We start from the raw sequence: 15,254 nt of genomic DNA, 5'->3' as shown, positions 1-15,254 counted from the left end.
GGGTCACTTCCTGCTCATGGCAAGGCCTTTTAAATCGCAGGAAGTGACCCTCGCTTCCACGGCGCCGCCGGTGCGGGGTGACTTTATTTCGTGACGGAAGGCTCGTGGCCGCGCGCTTCGAAGCTTGCGCGTGTGGGCTCAGGACCAATGCCGGGCATCTTTCTTGCGGTGCGGGTTTGGCTGACCTGGCCGAGGCACCTGCCACCGACCCGTCTCGTCGCGCGCGTCCCTTCGGACGCGAGATGTTGCGGCCTCGCCAGCGTGGAAGACGGCCAGACCGGGAGACCTATCCGCCCGGCGGCGGGTGTGGGATTTTGGCGCGCACACCGGGGCATCCGGCCATGGCGACGACTGCGGTCAGGGCTCGCCCTCAAAGCCTGCAGGCGCTGGTTTACTTTGACCATCGCGCCGGTAAGAGCTGATCAGCGATTGTGGTGTTGACTGAGTCTGCCCGCTGGGGGGCGGCGACTGGAATCGCTGCGGGCGGCCGACTTCCGCTCCCGGCCAGGAGCGGTCAGTCGGAGGGTGTGTCCCAAACCAAATGTACAGTCCCGGCAATGGTCGAGACGGGCCTGAACCCAAGCCTCGCATAGAGCGCCGTCGCGGGATTCTCCTCGTACACGCGAAGCTTCAATCCACGAAAGCTGCGCGATTCGGCCATGGCTTTTGCCTGTTGAACCGCCCAAGAGCCGATCCCCTGGTGCTGGTATTCGGGGAGGATCTGGAGGTCACGAAGGCCTAGCGTCGGAGGCTCGGGTGTCAGCCTCATATGCCCAACCGCGAACGACGAATTCAAGATGATCAAGTTCTCGAAGTCCTGCCAGCTGACTTCGAAACGCGCCGAATCCCACTCGATTCCTCTCCGAGCGAGGTAGGCGCTCATGTTTCGGCGATTGAGCTGCTCGCAGAATTCTCGATCGCTATCGTCGGCGATTCGAAGGGAAAGGGCGATCATCACAGCTCCGTTGATTGCTTGGCCATGGTTCCGAGAAGAGGCCGGGATCACACGCGCGATTGTACTTCTGATCTCGGAATCCACCCGTTAGCGGCAGACGTCCGCTTCGGGTCGGAAGCTGACCTTGTGATCGCGAAATAAGTTCGTGCGAAGCGGGCTGTTGACCTTGCTGCGGTGTGCCCCCGCCGATCGGGGCGACGGCACACACAAAGGGTACCCCTGAAGTGGAGGGCAGGAGGCCCGGAACGGCCGGCGTTTGCTGCCAGGGATGGCGCTAGCAAGACGCCGGGCAGGGGTGCCCTGTGTGTGGGGCGGCGCTCGCCGCGCCGGCCCATGTCGTGCGCCAAGCGCACGCCGATGCAGCCGCGAACCCGTCAGACCGAGAACGCGGCCGCGTAGTTGGACGACACGATGGCCTTCTGCAGCGTTTCGCTTATCTTGAGGTTGCCGGCCACGATCTGGCCCGACATCAGCAGGCGGTCGCTGGCGCCGCGGAAGTCGCAGACCCGGCCACCGGCTTCGCGCACCAGCAGGATGCCCGCGGCGATGTCCCAGGGCTTCACGCCGGCCTCGAAATACGCGTCGGCGCGGCCGCAAGCCACGTAGGCCAGGTCCAGCGCCGCCGAACCCGTGCGGCGGATGTCCTCGGCCTCGCCCAGCACCGTGCGCAGCGTGTCCAGGTGCGGGGCCAGGCGGGCGCGTTCACGCGGCGGGAAGCCCGTGATCAGCATCGCCCCGTTGAGGTCCTTGCGCTCGCCGATGCGGATCTTCTTGTCGTTGAGCACCGCGCCGGCACCGCGCGAGGCGGTGAACAGCTCGTTGCGCAGCGGGTCGAAGATCACCCCGTGCGTGGGCTCGCCGCCCTCGCACAGCGCGATGGAAACGCAGAAGTGCGGGAAGCCGCGCAGGAAGTTCGAGGTGCCGTCCAGCGGATCGATGACGAACGTGTAGCGCCCCGAACCCATGGCGCCCGACTCCTCGCCAAGGATGGCGTAGTCCGGGAAGGCGCGACGAAGCTCGCGTATGATCTCCGCCTCGGCCTGGGAATCGACCTCGCTGGCGTAGTCCTGCTTCGATTTCTCGAAGACGCTCAAGCTGTCGAGCTTGTTCATGTGGCGCAGGATCAAGTTGCCGGCCGAACGGGCCGCCTTGACCATGACGTTGACGACAGGTTTCTGCATATGCCCGTCCAAAGACCGCTGGATTGTGAGAAGAACTGGGTGCCGGTCAAGCCGGCGCGGCGCAAAGGATAACAGGTTGGCCCGGCTCGGGCCTCTAGAAGCTGATGACTACTTCCATCCACAACCTCCGCATCGTCCTGGTGGGCACCCAGCACCCGGGCAATATCGGCTCGGCTGCCCGCGCCATGAAGACCATGGGCCTGTCGGCCCTGCACCTGGTCACGCCCGAGCGTTTCCCGGACCCCGAGGCCAATACCCTGGCCGCCGGCGCCGACGACCTGCTGGCCGCCGCCCCGGTCCACGCCAGCCTGGACGAGGCCCTGGCCGGCTGCCACCTGGTGCTGGGCACCAGCGCCCGCCGGCGCCACGTGCCCTTGCCCGAGATGAGCCCGCGCCAGGCCGCCAGGGCGCTGCTGGAAGGGGTAGGGCACGGCCCGGTGGCGCTGCTGTTCGGCCGGGAGCGCACCGGCCTTGAGAACGAAGAGCTGCAGCGCTGCCATGCGTCGGTCGGCATTCCCAGCCACCCCGACTTCAGTTCGCTCAACCTGGCTTCGGCGGTGCAGGTGCTGTCCTACGAACTGCGCCTGGCCGTCCTGGACGCTGCGGACGGCGGGCTGCCTTCGGGCCGGCCGATGCCGGTGGCCGAGGTCGAGCCGCCGGCCACGGCCGATGAGCTCGAGCGCTACTTCGTGCACCTGGACCAGGCGCTGCACGAGATCGACTTCCACAAGGGCAAGCCGCCCGAAATGGTGATGCAGCGCCTGCGCCGCCTGTACCTGCGGGCCGGGCTGGACGCCCGGGAGGTGAAGATACTGCGCGGCATCCTGGCCGAGGCCCAGCGCATGGCGCGCATCGCCCGCGGCGGCCGCGCCTAGCGCCGCCAAGCCCGGGCGCATACAGTAGGCATGCCCCGCGACCACCCCCTCGAGCCCCTCAGTGACGCCAACAAACCAAAGCGCAATCCCCGGTGGCGCCAGGCGCGTGCTGGGGCTGTTGCTGCTTTCACTGGCCGGCTTGGCCCACTCCGCCGATGGCGTTCTGGTGCTTGGGCGCATCAGCGACGACCCCCGCCGCCACTACGAACAGCTGCAGCCGCTGCTGGACTACGTGGTGCCGCGCATGCGCAGCGTTGGCATCACCGAGGGCCGCGTGCTGATGGCGCGCGATCCGCAGCAGATGATGAGCTACCTGCGCCGCGGCAAAGTGGACTGGGTCACCGAGACGCCCGGCACCGGCCTGCTGCTGGCCGACCGCGCCGGGGCCCGCCCGCTGCTGTTGACCGAACGCGCCGGCGCCCGTGATTACCGGTCGGTGATCTTCGTGCGCCGCGACAGCGGCATCACCGAACTGTCGCAGCTGCTGGGCCGCACCATCGCCTTCCAGTCGCCCTCATCCACCAGCGCCTACCTGGTGCCGGCCATGACGTTGCGCGCGCAGGGCCTGCCGATGAGCCTGATGGTGTCGCCGCTGGAAGGCCGCGATCCGGGCCGCCTGGGCTACGTGTTCGCCAACACCGACGCCAACCTGTCCGCGTGGGTCCACAAGCGGCTGGTGGATGCCGGTGGCTTCAGCGACCAGGATTGGGCGTCGCTGCAGCGCGTGTCCGAGGTGTTCCGCCGCGACCTGGTGATCATCCACACCACCGAACCGGTGCCCCGGGCGATGGAGCTGGTGAGCAGCAGTCTGGATCCGGCGGTGGCCGATCGCCTCAAGCAGGTGCTGCTGGGGGCCAGCACCGACCCGCAGGCGCGCGATGCGCTGCGGCAGTTCTTCCGCACCACCGGCTTCTACGAAGCCGACGCCAACACCCGCGAACAGCTTGACGAACTGCGCCGCGGCGCCCGCGAAATCCGCGAGGCGCTGGAGTGAGGCTGCCCTTCCGCTTGGGGCTGCGCGGCGAACTGCTGCTGATGCTGGTCGCCACCATGGCGGTGGTTGTGGTGCTGTTCGCCGCGCTGTGGCTGCACGAAAAGCGCAGCAACCAGGACGCCCGCGAGCTCAGCGCCACCGCGCTGCGCGAGATGTCCCGCGAAGGCCTGCTCACCCGTGGCCAGACCCTTTCCAGCCAGCTCGCCGAAGCCGCCACCAATCCGCTTTACTACCTCGACCTGGCCAAGCTGGGCGAACTGGCGCGCGCCGCGCTGCGCCAGCCCGACGTGGTTTACGTGGTGATCCACGACGCCGACGGCCAGGTGGTGCACGACGGATCGGGCGACATCCCGGCCTTCGGCCAGCCGATGTCCGACGCGATGGCCTACGAGGCGCTGGCCGCCAGCGGCGTGCATGCCCAGTGGAGCGAGAAGCTTCTTGATGTCGCCAGCCCGATCCGTATCGGCGACGAGCGCATTGGTGGCGTGCGGGTGGGCCTGTCGCGCGACGGCGCCACGCGCCGTGAGATCGAGATGCTGGTGCCGCTGGGCGACCGGCTGCAGGCCGCCAGCAACGAACACCTGGCGTGGATACTGGCCCTGCTGGCGGCCCTTGGCATCATCGCGCTGGGCGCCATGTGGCTGCTGCAGCGGCGCGTGGTGCAGCCGATCCAGGGTTTGGCGGAGGCCGCGGTACGCATCGAGCAGGGTCGCTACGCCGACGTGCGCGTGCAGTCCGATCGGCAGGACGAAATCGGCGAGCTGGTGCGCACCTTCTCGCGAATGAGCGACAGCGTGGCCCGCCACGACCGCGACATCCGACGCATGGCCTACACCGACTCACTGACCGGCCTGTCGAACCGCCTGGCGTTCCGCGAGGCCCTGGACGAGCGCCTGATGACGCTGCAGGCCACCAGCGGCGAGCTGGCGCTGCTGTTTGTGGACCTGGACGACTTCAAGCGCGTGAACGACACGCTGGGCCACGAGGCCGGCGACGAGGTGCTGGGCCAACTGTCCATGCGCATCCGCCTGGCGGTGGAGCGGCTGGGCGGCGTGGGCGCGGAGATCGCGCGCTTTGGCGGCGACGAATTCATCGTGCTGTTCATGGCCGAAGACATCCGCACCAGCTCGGGCCAGCTGGCCGAATCGATCATCGAGGAAGTCCAGCGGCCGCTGGTGCTGCGCGGGCGGCAGGTGTTCCTGGGGGCGTCGGTGGGCATCACGCTGTTCCCCTTCGACGCGTCGGCCGCAGGCCCGCTGCTGAAGAACGCCGACATCGCGATGTACCAGGCCAAGGTGGCCGGCAAGGGCTGCTACCGCTTCTACAGCAAGGCGATGGACCAGGCGGTGGAGCGCCGCGTGCAGCTGGAGGAAGAGCTGCGCGGCGCCTGGGACCGCGGCGAGCTCAGCGTGCACTACCAGCCCATCTACCGGCTGGCGGACCGTCGCCTGATGGGCGCCGAAGCCCTTTGCCGCTGGCAGCATCCGGTGCTGGGCGTGGTGCCGCCGTCGGTGTTCATTGAAGTGGCGGAAAAAAGTGGCCTGATCGAGGCCCTCGGGCGCAACGTCCTGGTGCAGGCCTGCCGCGACGCCGCCGAGTGGTCACAGCCGGGCCAGGAGCCGCCGTTCGTGTCGGTGAACATCTCGCCGCGCCAGCTGCGCACCGGCGACCTGCCCGACGTGGTGGCCAGCGCGCTGGCCAGCACCGGCGTGCTGCCGCGCCAGCTGCACGTGGAGCTCACCGAGACGGCGGTGCTGGGCGATGAAGTGCAGGCCAGCGCGCTGCTGTCGCGCCTGCGCGCCACCGGCGTGAAGGTTTGGCTGGACGATTTCGGCACAGGATTCTCGGGCCTCAGCCACCTGCGGCGGGTGCCGGTGGACGGCGTGAAGATTGACCGCAGCTTCGTTGCCGACGTGCTGCGCGACCCCGACGACCTGGCGCTCACGTCGGCCATCATCGCCATGGCGCATTCGCTGGGCATCACCGTGGTGGCCGAGGGCATCGAAGCCGAAGGCCAGTACGAAGTGCTGCGCGAACGCGGCTGCGACCAGGGCCAGGGCTTCTGGCTGGGGCGGCCGATGCCCGCTGCGGAAATACTGCGCAGCTTCCAGGAGTAACCGGCGCCGGGTTCAGCCGAAGAACTTGCCGGCCCAGGTGAAGGCTTCGCCCGCCAGCACCGCGATCTGCGACGAGAACACCCCCACCACCACCAGCTGCGCCACGCCCAGCGCCCAGGCCAGCAGCATCAGCCTCCCGTCGCGCTCGATCAGGGCCATGGCATAGGTGAGCAGGATCAGGCCGAAGGGATAGTTGGTGGTCGGTATCGGCAGCGCCAGCAGGAAGCCCAGCAGCACCAGTAGAAGGCCAGTGAAGGTGCGCGCCACCGGATGGTCGATGATCACTTCGGTGCGCGGGCGGCTGACTTTTTCCAACCACCGGAACAGGCGCGCCGTGCGGTCGCGGAACTTCACCATGCCCGGGCGCGACAGCGGCCGACGCGACAGGAAGGCCGGTACCCAGGGATGTTCCATCTGGGCCAGCAGCTGCAGGCCGATTAGGCTGACCAGCGGGCCACTGACCGCGCCGGCACCCACCGGCAGCGGCACGAAGGCGGGCAACACGCTCATCAGCAGGAAGACGCCGTAGGCGCGCGTCTTGAACTGGTCCAGCAGCCCGCCCAGCGTGAGGTCCTGCGTCGGGTCGCCGTTGGCAATGGCGTGCAGCAGGGCACGGGTGCTGATTTCTGGGCTCATTGCGCGGCAGTCTGGCGGGGTACGGCTTTATCCGGCCTAAACCCCTTCCGGGTCGTCCAGGTCGGGCAGGCGGCTGATCAGCAGCTTGTCGATGCGTGCGCCGTCCAGGTCCACCACCTCGAAGCGCCAGCCGCGCCATTCGAACAGTTCACCGGCGTGGGGAATGCGGCCGAAGCGCGCGATCACCATGCCGGCCACGGTGTGGTAGTCGTGGTCGTCTTCGCCGGGCAGGGTGTTGAGCTCGAGAATTTCGCGCAGGTCCTCGGTCGACAGGCGTCCATCCACCAGCATCGAACCGTCGGTCCGGGTGACCACCATTTCTTCGTCTTCGCCGTCCTCGCCGGACTGGGCGCGGCCCAGGACGGCGTTGAGCAGGTCGTTCACCGAAACCATGCCTTCGATGTCGCCGTACTCGTCCACCACGATGGCGATGGACTGCTGTTCTTCGCGGAAGATCTCCATCAGCTTCAGGGCGTGCGTGGACTCGGAAACAAACAGCGCCGGGCGCAGGTCGCAGAACAGGTCGGGCACCGCGTCGGGACGAAGTCCGATCAGGCCGGCCAGCGATTTCACTTCCAGCACGCCCAGCACGTCGCTGTCGTCCTTGCGGTAAACCGGGTAGCGGGCGTGCTGGCTGTCGCGGATGGTGGCCAGGTTTTCCTCCACGCTGGCCGCCGCGTCCAGCCAGACGATGCGCTTGCGCGGCGTCATCAGGCCGGCGCTGCTGCGGTCGCCCAGCCGCAGCACGCGGTTGATCATGTTTCGTTCGTCGACGTCGATGACGCCCTGTTCATGGCCTTCGGCCACCAGCATGCGGATTTCTTCTTCCGACACCTGGCTGTCATTGCCGCGGTTGAGCCCCAGCAGGCGCAGCAGCGTCCGGGTGCTCAGCGAAAGCAGGTAAACGAACGGCGTGGCGACCAGCGAGATGATGTTCATCGGCACGGCCACCACGCTGGCGATGCGCTCGGGTGCCAGCAGCGCGATGCGCTTGGGCACCAGCTCGCCGATGATGATGCTGAAGTACGTGATCAGGGTGACCGCGACGCCGGTGCCGATGCCCTGGGTGAGGTCGGCGTCCAGCCCCAGCGGCGCCAGCGCCTCGGCCACGCGGTTGCCGATGCTCTCGCCGCCGTAAAGGCCGGTCAGGATGCCGATCGAGGTGATGCCGACCTGTACCGTGCTCAGGAAGCGCTCGGGGTGCTCGGCCAGCTCAAGGGCTTTCCGGGCGCGGCGGCTTTCCTGGGCCATCTGGCGCAGCCGGGCCTTCCGGCTGGTGACGACCGACATCTCCGAAATGGCGAAGAAGGCGTTGCACAGGATGAGCAGCAGAACCAAAGCGATTTCGAGGGTCATGGGCCACCGGACAGGGCCGGCAAGAACTTCCGTTCAGGGGGTGGATGAAGCCGACACTATGCCACAGAGCCTCCGCAGGCCCGGCCAGTTCGGGGGCTACCGCTTAAAGCAGGTCGCCGCCGGCCGACAGCATGCGCTCCATCTGGTCGCCCAGGCCGCCGATTTCCAGCACCAGGCGGTCGAGCTCGGCGCCGTTCAAGGTGTCGTAGGGACGGTTTTCGCACAGCTGCAGGTAGGGCACGGAGTCGAGCTCGCCCAGGGCCAGGTAGCCCAGTCGGCTTTCCCAGTTGAAGGCCAGCATGCGCCGGGCGTCGATGCCGGTCATCGGCGCGATGACGGTGCTCACGCGCAGGTAGGGGCGGCTGTCTTCGCCCACCATTTCCGACAGGAAGATGCTCTGGTGGCGGCGGCCCTGGGACAGCGACAGCTGCACGCAGGCCAGGTAGGGCTCGCTGGCGGTGAGCTTGTACTTGCCCTGGAGGTGGGCGCGGATCTGTTCGAAGTTCTGCATGGGGGGGCTAAAACATGAGGGAGCGTTATCCTAAACCCCCATGCCGCCAAAGCCTAACCCCCAGACAGCCGATGAACGCCGCCGCCTGATCGAAACGGCGGTGGGCGCCATCGCGGCGGGGGAAGTGGCCGGCTATGGCGAGGTTGCGCGCCGCGCCGGGCTGCCCGGCTGCGCCCGCCTGGTGGCCAGGGTGCTGGCGGCAGGCGGTGACAAGGGCCTGCCCTGGCACCGCGTACTGCGCTCGGATGGGCGAGTGGCGTTTCCAGCGGGCTCGGCGGGTTTCGATGAACAGGTGCAGCGGCTGCGTGCCGAAGGCGTGCGGGTGGAGGCCGGTCGCGTGCGCGGGCAGCGGGCGGCGCCTACGCTGGATGAAATGCTGTGGGCGCCGCCGGACGCGCAGGCCGCGGCGAATGCTGGACCGGCTGCGGCCGCTGCCGGAACCAGGCCGAGACGCTGAAGCGCGCCTGCGTTGCCGGCATCACTTCGTGTTCGACATCGGCGCTCAGGAAGAGCGCCAGCGTGCCCTGGGCCGGCGCAATGTCCCGGCAACCAGTGGGCAAGTGCAGGCGAAGCGCGCCGCCGCCGTCGCTGGGCCAGCCGTGGTTGAGGTAAAGCACCAGGGACAGCACCCGGGCATCGTCGCGCTGGAAGCTGTCCCGGTGCCGCGCGTATCCGGTGCCAACGGGGTAGTGGGCGAAGTGGGCCTCGACGTGGGCCAGGCCCAGCGTGAGCCGCTCGTTCAGTCCCCGGCGCAGTTGCTCGAATGCCTGCAGCAGATCGGCGGCCGCCGTTCCGCAGGCCGGATCGTCCAGCCACAGCGTGTCGTCGCCGCGCAGGCCGGCCAGGCGGAGGCCGTCGTCGCGGCCGGTGGAGGCGGGCCGCAGGCGGTGCGCCAGCAGGTGGTTGCGGGCTTCCGCGGCGGCGCCCAGCAGCAGCGGATGCGCGGGGTCGATGGCCAGCACGGTCCAGTCGCGCCGACGCAGGTCGGCGGCCACCTCGTCCAACGGCGTGTCGCCGTGCAGGAGCGAAGGGGTGGAACGCATGGCGGTATGATAGGCGCACTTTCCCTGGGAAACGCCACGCATGCGCATGCCACCGGTCACCACCGGCCTGCTTTGGGCCCTGGGCGCGGGATTCCTGCTGCAGTACCTGCTGCCGGAAGAAATGATGCGCTACCTGGCGCTGTGGCCACTGGGCGAGTACCCGGTCGGCGACGGCACGTTCGTGGGCTTCCTTCCGTGGCAGATCCTCACCTACGGCTTCCTGCACGGCGGCTTCGGCCACCTGTTCTTCAACGCCTTCGCGCTGTACATGTTTGGCGGGTCCATCGAAGCCACGTGGGGCTCGAAGCGTTTCCTGACCTATTTCATCACCTGCGTGGCGGGCGCCGGCCTGGTGCAGCTGCTGGTGGCGACCACCGGTATCACGGGGCAGGGCGTTTACCCCACCGTGGGAGCGTCGGGTGGCGTGTACGGGCTGCTGCTGGCCTACGGCATGCTGTTTCCCAACCGCCAGCTGATGCTGCTGATACCGCCCATTCCGATGAAGGCCCGCACGTTCGTGATCGTGTTTGGCACCATCGAACTGCTGCTGGGCGTGTTCAACACCAGCTCGGGCATCGCGCATTTCGCCCACCTGGGCGGGATGCTGTTCGGCTGGTTGATGATCCGCTACTGGCGCGGCCAGCCGCCGTTCGGCGGACGTCGCCCGCCCGGTCCGCGCCTGGTCCGCTGACCGCGGCCAGGTTTCCGCGGGCCTAGCGCCGCAGCTGCAGGAAGTCGGTGCTTGCCACCAGGCGCAGGCTGTCCAGGCGCGGGCGCGCCGTGGGAAGGATGGCCAGCACCTGGTCGCGCTCCCTTTCCAGCTGCGCTATCTCCTCCGGGCGCACCGAAGGGTTCACCCGGGCCAGCGCAGTGAGGCGATCAATCTCGTTCGACAGCAGCATGTCGGCCTTGGCCACGGCGGCGTCGATGCGCGTCTGCGCCAGCTCCAGCGTGGCCGTGCGGATGCGTTCGAGCATCGGCGGCACCAGCGCCGCCAGCACCTTGCGCTGCGGCGACAGGTCGAACACGCGGTCGCCGGCGCGCAGGCGCGAGCGTTCGCCGGGCGAGAACTCGGGCCTGACCTGCAGGCGCGTGTCCACCGCCACGCTCAGCGGCGCCGGCGGCAGGTAGCGCTCCACGTCCAGTCCGGCGGGGGCGACGCATTCAATCAGGTTCACCGCTTCCATCACCACGGTGCGCGGCGGCAGGCTGTCGTCCACCAGGAAGGCGGCGTTGCCGTACTCCCCCGAGATCAACAGCTCGCCGGCCGACAGCAGCAGCGGGTGGTCGGCACGCAGGTACAGCAGGTCGTCGCGGCCCAGGGCCGTGTTGCGGTCGAAGGTGACCATGCGCGGGCCGTTCTTGAACTCTTCCAGGCCGTCCACCGTGACGTGCTCGGGGTCGAGCAGCCAGATGCCGGGGGCCAGGGATTCGTTGTGAACGCCGAAGGCCTCCATCAGGCGCAGCGCGTGGTCGTCCATGGCGGCGTGCTGGTCGTCGTCGCGCAGTGCGGCCAGCAGGGCGCCGTCGTTGGCGCCGCGGCGGCTGCCCAGTTCCAGCAGGCGGTCGCGGCCCTGGGCGATGGCCAGCGCCAGTTCGGCATGCCGGGCGCGGCTGCGGGCGATGAGTTCGGTAAGCGCCGGTTCGCGCGCGTCGCTGTCCTGTTCGGCCAGCAGCAGCAGTTCGGCGCCGAAACTGCGCAGCAGTTCGCGGCCGTCGGCGAGCACGCCGCGGAATGCGTCCAGGCCTTCGTGGACCCAGCGCAGCAGGACTTCCTGGGCGCTGCCGGCCACGGCGGCGGCGTGGATGTTGACGTCCCCGCGCTGGCCGATGCGGTCCAGGCGGCCGATGCGCTGTTCCAGCATGTCCGGGTGCAGCGGCAGGTCCCACATCACCAGATGTTGGGCGAACTGGAAATTGCGGCCTTCCGCGCCGATCTCGCTGGCGATCAGCAGGCGCGCGCCGTCGGCGTCGGCGAAGTAGGCCGCGTTGCGGTCGCGCTGCAGCAGGTTCATGTCTTCGTGGAAGCGGGCGACCTTCAGGCCGCTGCGCAGGCGCAGGGCTTCTTCCAGCGCCTGCACCTTGGCGCGCGAACGGCACAGCAGCAGCACCTTGGCTGGCGCCACGGCGTCCAGGATGCCCAGCAGCCAGTCGGTGCGGGGGTCGCGGGCGTAGTCGTGCGACGGCTCGTCGTCGGTGTCGCCGACGTCGTGCGCGAACTCCGCGCGCAGCCGGCCCAGAGCGGTGGGATCTTCGGGCACGGGCAGCACGCCCACGTGCGGCACGCGGACGGGGAAGCCGCCCACGGCGGCGCGACGGTTGCGCACCATCACGCGGCCGGTGCCGTGGCGGTCCACCAGGTCGGCCAGCAGCAAATCGCGCTCATAGTCGTCGCCGGCGGCAATGCGGGCCAGGCGGGCGACCAGGGCGTCTTCTTCGCCGGGGAACAGGCCTGCCAGCGTGGCCATGTCGTCGGTGGTGACCGCCTCGCCTTCGAGCAGGCGTTCGGCCAGGGCAGACAGCGCCTGGTAACCGCGCGACTGGGCGCGGTAGGCGTCCAGGTCGGTGTAGCGCGCGGGGTCGAGCAGGCGCAGGCGGGCGAAGTGCCCGCCCAGGCCCAGCTGTTCGGGGGTGGCGGTCAGCAGCAGCAGGCCCGGGGTGCGCGCGGCCAGCGATTCCACCAGGGCATAGCCCGGGCTGGAGAATTCCGGCGTCCACACCAGGTGGTGCGCTTCGTCCACCAGCAGCAGGTCCCAGCCGGCGGCGATGGCCTGGCGGGTGCGCTTGTCGTGGCTGGCCAGCCAGTCCACGGAGGCGATGATGCACTGTTCGTCCTCGAACGGATTGGCCTGCGGTTCGGTCAGCTCCAGCGATTCACAGCGCTCTTCGTCGTAGATGGCGAAGGCCAGGTTGAAACGCCGCAGCAGTTCGACGAACCACTGGTTCACCAGGCTTTCGGGCACCAGCACCAGCACGCGCCGGGCGCGGCCGCTGGCCAGCTGCTGGGCGGTGATCAGGCAGGCCTCGATGGTCTTGCCAAGGCCCACTTCGTCGGCCAGCAGCAGGCGCGGCGGGCGTCGCTGCGCCGCGGTTTCGGCCACGCGCAGCTGGTGCGGGATCAGGTCGATGCGCGCACCCAGCACGCCCCAGCCGGCATGGGCCCGGGCGTCGGCGCGGCGCTGCAGGCATTCGCGCCGGAATTCGAACTGGTCGTTGCGGTCCACGCGTCCGGACAGCAGGCGGGAGTCGGCCTGCGACACGGGCTGTTCGGCGTCGAGCTCACCCTCGGCATGCACGGAGCCGCCGCAGGTGTAGTGGATCAACGCGTCCAGCAGTTCGGCGTTCTCGACGGTCTTGTCTTGCCCGCCGACGCGGATGCGTTCGCCGGGCCGGAACACCGCCCGCAGCAGCGGTGCCGAACCCAGCGCATACATGCGCACCACGCCGGTGCCGGTGAAGACGATCTGCACCTGCCGTCCGGCAAGGCGAAGCACGGTACCCAGGCCCAGTTCGGGCTCGGCGCTGGAGAACCAGCGTTGGCCGGGAGCGAAAGTATTCATCAGCGCCAGAGGGCGACCTGGTCCTTGGCCGGGCGCTGCATCGCGACCTTGCCCTTGCAGGAATAGGCATCGGCGAACGCGGGCAGGTTGGACAGCGGGCCGTTGACGCGCCACTTGCCGGGCGCGTGGTTGGCCGTGGCCTGCGCGGCGGCCAGGGCGGTGTCCTTGTCCTGGCGGGCCCAGAGGCCGGCCCAGCCGGTGAAGAAGGCCTTGGACGCGGCGGCATCGGGCTTGCCCTGCGCGTTGAGTGCGTTCCAGGCCAGCTCCACGCCAGCCAGGTCGGCCTGGTTCTGCAGGAAGCTGCGCGTACCGTTGACGCGCGTGGCGCCGCCGGTGGCCGAGTAGGCGTTGTACTGCGCGATCAGCGGCGTGGCGCGCTTGCTCCAGGCGGAGGCATCGGCACCGTCCCAGGTCTGGATGGCCAGGCTCATCTGCTGCGCGAGCAGGGCGCCGAAGGCGCCGAAGTCCATGGCGCTGCCGGCATCGTCAAGCAGCGGCGGCTGCAGCGTGGCGGCGGTCACCAGCAGGCGGTTTTCCTGCGGCAGCCAGGCCACCAGGGGCTGCCACTGCTCGGCCGGCCACGCGGCGCGGGCGCGAACCAGGGCGTAGGGCATCATCCAGCGCCGCAAAGCCAGGGTGTTGCCGGCCAGGTCCTGGCGGCTGAACTTCAGGCTGTCGAACAGGTTGTCCGGCGCATTGACGCCAATCTGGATCTGCATGCCCTCCAGGCGCTGGCGCGCGGCGGCCTTGCCCGCAGGGCTGAGCCAGGCGGCAGCGTCCACGGCGGCCAGGGCGCTGGTTTTCACCGCGGCGGCAACGGCTTGGGCGCGCTCCTGGCGCGGCACCGGCAGGAAGCGCTGGGTGTAGGCCGCGTCCAGCAGCTCCGGCACGCGCGCCTCCAGCACGCGACGGGCGCGCACGGCGCGCGGCGTTGGGGCCGGCTGGCCGGCGAGCGTGACCTCATACAGCTGCCCCCACGGCTCGTTGAAGCCCTTGGCCAGGTTGGGCGCCATGTCCCTGAGCACCTGCGCCTTGAGGTAGGCCTTCCACTGGTCGGGTTTGGTATTGGCGATCAGCGTGTCCAGCGCGCGGAAGAATTCCGGGGTGGACAGGGCCACCTGGCTGGCCTTGAGGCCGTGGGCCTTGAGGATGGCGCCCAGGTCGATGCTGCCGCCCAGCTTCTGCGCTTCCTTGATGTTCATCACCTGGAACGAGCGGCCGGCCAGGGTGGCCTTGGCCAGGTCGCGCTCCATGCGGCCCACCCAGCCCGCCTGTTCGACCATCTTGGCCTCGGGCGTGCCGGCCAGCTTCAGCCATTGCGCCACGGTGGCGAGGTAGCGCGCCTCTACCGGCTGCACCAGCGGGTCGGCGCTGGCATAGAAACCGGCGTCGGGCAGACCCAGGCCCGCGGGGCCCACCTGCGCGTAGGGATTGCCCTGGTTGTCGCGCAGCACCTGCAGGTCCACCAGCACCGGCATTCCGGCGGCGTGCAGCGCGGCGACCGCCGGGGCGATGTCCTTGCTGCGCTTGATCTTGTCGATGATGGCCAGCAGCGGCTTCACCGGCGTGAGGCCGGCGGCCTCGATGGCGGCTTCGTCCTGGGCGCTGGCGAACAGGTCGGCCAGCCGGACCGAGACCGTGGCGCCCGCGGGCGCCGTGGTGGCCGCCAGCACCTGGTCGCGCTGCGACAGGCCCAGGGCATTGAGCTGGTCCCAGCGGGTCAGCGAGTTCGCGCCCGCCGGAAGCGGGTTCTGGCGCAGCCAGCCGGCGTTGGCATGGCTGTAGAAGTCGGCGCAGGCGGCGGGCGCGGCCGGAGCGCGCTGGGCGGCGGCGGGGCCGGCGGCCAAGGTCACCAGGAGGCCGGCGAGCAGGGGCGAAAACAGCTTGCGCATGCGGGTGGGCATCGCGGACTCCGTTGTAGGGGACCGGGATTCTAACGCCGTGCCGGCCCCGGGGGCAGATAAAAGGGCCAAAAAAGAAAACGGCCCCGGCGCGGCCCGGCCCTGTTACAGGGGCTGAACCCCCC

The 15,254-nt window shown here is 69.3% G+C and carries 13 protein-coding genes; 5 read left to right on the top strand and 8 right to left on the bottom strand.

What is annotated here, in order from left to right:
- Window positions 1-514: 514 nt before the first annotated feature.
- Together K0M70_RS03660 and K0M70_RS03655 are read right to left on the bottom strand one after the other, a co-directional pair.
- On the bottom strand, window positions 515-955 hold the full coding sequence (locus tag K0M70_RS03660) for a GNAT family N-acetyltransferase (RefSeq protein ID WP_290779434.1): 441 nt from the start codon (window positions 953-955) through the stop codon (window positions 515-517).
- Between the two features lie 374 nt (window positions 956-1,329).
- Window positions 1,330-2,136, bottom strand: a complete 807-nt coding sequence (locus K0M70_RS03655; RefSeq protein WP_290779432.1) for an inositol monophosphatase family protein — start codon at window positions 2,134-2,136, stop codon at window positions 1,330-1,332.
- 104 nt (window positions 2,137-2,240) lie between these two features.
- Here K0M70_RS03655 and K0M70_RS03650 point away from each other — a divergent pair, with 104 nt between their 5' ends.
- The 3 genes from K0M70_RS03650 (at window position 2,241) to K0M70_RS03640 (ending at window position 6,122) form a co-directional block, all read left to right on the top strand.
- Window positions 2,241-3,011, top strand: coding sequence for an RNA methyltransferase (locus tag K0M70_RS03650; RefSeq protein WP_290779430.1), 771 nt, complete (start codon window positions 2,241-2,243; stop codon window positions 3,009-3,011).
- Window positions 3,012-3,117: 106 nt separating this feature from the next.
- A complete protein-coding gene (locus K0M70_RS03645; protein WP_290779428.1) occupies window positions 3,118-4,005 on the top strand; it encodes a phosphate/phosphite/phosphonate ABC transporter substrate-binding protein in 888 nt (295 codons plus the stop codon).
- Window positions 4,002-6,122: an EAL domain-containing protein gene (locus K0M70_RS03640; protein WP_290779426.1), complete on the top strand. Its 2,121-nt coding sequence runs from the start codon at window positions 4,002-4,004 to the stop codon at window positions 6,120-6,122. The genes K0M70_RS03645 and K0M70_RS03640 overlap by 4 nt, the downstream gene beginning before the upstream one ends.
- A 12-nt stretch (window positions 6,123-6,134) precedes the next feature.
- Here the strand turns inward: K0M70_RS03640 and K0M70_RS03635 are convergent, their stop codons facing one another.
- From K0M70_RS03635 to K0M70_RS03625, 3 genes are all read right to left on the bottom strand, one after another.
- The gene (locus tag K0M70_RS03635) at window positions 6,135-6,758 is read right to left on the bottom strand and encodes an exopolysaccharide biosynthesis protein (RefSeq protein ID WP_290779424.1); all 624 of its coding nucleotides are present in this window, start codon (window positions 6,756-6,758) and stop codon (window positions 6,135-6,137) included.
- 36 nt (window positions 6,759-6,794) lie between these two features.
- Entirely contained in the window at window positions 6,795-8,114 is a 1,320-nt protein-coding gene (locus K0M70_RS03630) for a hemolysin family protein (RefSeq protein ID WP_290779422.1), read from the bottom strand.
- A 103-nt stretch (window positions 8,115-8,217) separates the two neighbouring features.
- Window positions 8,218-8,625 (bottom strand): hypothetical protein, encoded by a 408-nt coding sequence (locus tag K0M70_RS03625; RefSeq protein WP_290779420.1) that lies wholly within the window; start codon window positions 8,623-8,625, stop codon window positions 8,218-8,220.
- A 40-nt stretch (window positions 8,626-8,665) separates the two neighbouring features.
- On the opposite strand from K0M70_RS03625, the gene K0M70_RS03620 reads away from it, so the two are divergent.
- The gene (locus K0M70_RS03620; protein WP_290779418.1) at window positions 8,666-9,082 is read left to right on the top strand and encodes an MGMT family protein; all 417 of its coding nucleotides are present in this window, start codon (window positions 8,666-8,668) and stop codon (window positions 9,080-9,082) included.
- Here the strand turns inward: K0M70_RS03620 and K0M70_RS03615 are convergent.
- The gene (locus tag K0M70_RS03615) at window positions 8,985-9,668 is read right to left on the bottom strand and encodes a 2OG-Fe(II) oxygenase (RefSeq protein ID WP_290779415.1); all 684 of its coding nucleotides are present in this window, start codon (window positions 9,666-9,668) and stop codon (window positions 8,985-8,987) included. The two genes, K0M70_RS03620 and K0M70_RS03615, sit on opposite strands and share 98 nt — an antisense overlap.
- A gap of 40 nt (window positions 9,669-9,708) precedes the next feature.
- Between K0M70_RS03615 and K0M70_RS03610 the strand changes: the two genes are divergently transcribed.
- Window positions 9,709-10,359, top strand: coding sequence for a rhomboid family intramembrane serine protease (locus K0M70_RS03610; RefSeq protein ID WP_290779412.1), 651 nt, complete (start codon window positions 9,709-9,711; stop codon window positions 10,357-10,359).
- Between the two features lie 22 nt (window positions 10,360-10,381).
- On the opposite strand, the gene rapA is transcribed toward K0M70_RS03610, so the two are convergent.
- Both rapA and K0M70_RS03600 read right to left on the bottom strand, forming a co-directional pair.
- On the bottom strand, window positions 10,382-13,228 hold the full coding sequence (gene rapA, locus K0M70_RS03605) for an RNA polymerase-associated protein RapA (RefSeq protein WP_290779409.1): 2,847 nt from the start codon (window positions 13,226-13,228) through the stop codon (window positions 10,382-10,384).
- Window positions 13,228-15,132, bottom strand: a complete 1,905-nt coding sequence (locus tag K0M70_RS03600; protein ID WP_290779407.1) for a M13 family metallopeptidase — start codon at window positions 15,130-15,132, stop codon at window positions 13,228-13,230. Before K0M70_RS03600 ends, rapA begins: the two co-directional genes overlap by 1 nt.
- Window positions 15,133-15,254 lie beyond the last annotated feature (122 nt).

Source organism: Arenimonas sp., assembly GCF_019459675.1.
Taxonomy (GTDB): domain Bacteria; phylum Pseudomonadota; class Gammaproteobacteria; order Xanthomonadales; family Xanthomonadaceae; genus Arenimonas.
The sequence above is the reverse complement of the archived record's forward strand: the minus strand, read 5'-3'. Positions and strand labels throughout refer to the sequence as shown.

Coding starts and splice junctions, on each gene's coding strand:
- K0M70_RS03630 (WP_290779422.1), bottom strand. CDS start 8,114: ATGACCCTCGAAATCGCTTTGGTTCTGCTGCTCATCCTGTGCAACGCC.
- K0M70_RS03650 (WP_290779430.1), top strand. CDS start 2,241: ATGACTACTTCCATCCACAACCTCCGCATCGTCCTGGTGGGCACCCAG.
- K0M70_RS03600 (WP_290779407.1), bottom strand. CDS start 15,132: ATGCCCACCCGCATGCGCAAGCTGTTTTCGCCCCTGCTCGCCGGCCTC.
- K0M70_RS03625 (WP_290779420.1), bottom strand. CDS start 8,625: ATGCAGAACTTCGAACAGATCCGCGCCCACCTCCAGGGCAAGTACAAG.
- K0M70_RS03635 (WP_290779424.1), bottom strand. CDS start 6,758: ATGAGCCCAGAAATCAGCACCCGTGCCCTGCTGCACGCCATTGCCAAC.
- K0M70_RS03615 (WP_290779415.1), bottom strand. CDS start 9,668: ATGCGTTCCACCCCTTCGCTCCTGCACGGCGACACGCCGTTGGACGAG.
- K0M70_RS03655 (WP_290779432.1), bottom strand. CDS start 2,136: ATGCAGAAACCTGTCGTCAACGTCATGGTCAAGGCGGCCCGTTCGGCC.
- K0M70_RS03660 (WP_290779434.1), bottom strand. CDS start 955: ATGATCGCCCTTTCCCTTCGAATCGCCGACGATAGCGATCGAGAATTC.
- K0M70_RS03620 (WP_290779418.1), top strand. CDS start 8,666: ATGCCGCCAAAGCCTAACCCCCAGACAGCCGATGAACGCCGCCGCCTG.
- K0M70_RS03610 (WP_290779412.1), top strand. CDS start 9,709: ATGCGCATGCCACCGGTCACCACCGGCCTGCTTTGGGCCCTGGGCGCG.
- rapA (WP_290779409.1), bottom strand. CDS start 13,228: ATGAATACTTTCGCTCCCGGCCAACGCTGGTTCTCCAGCGCCGAGCCC.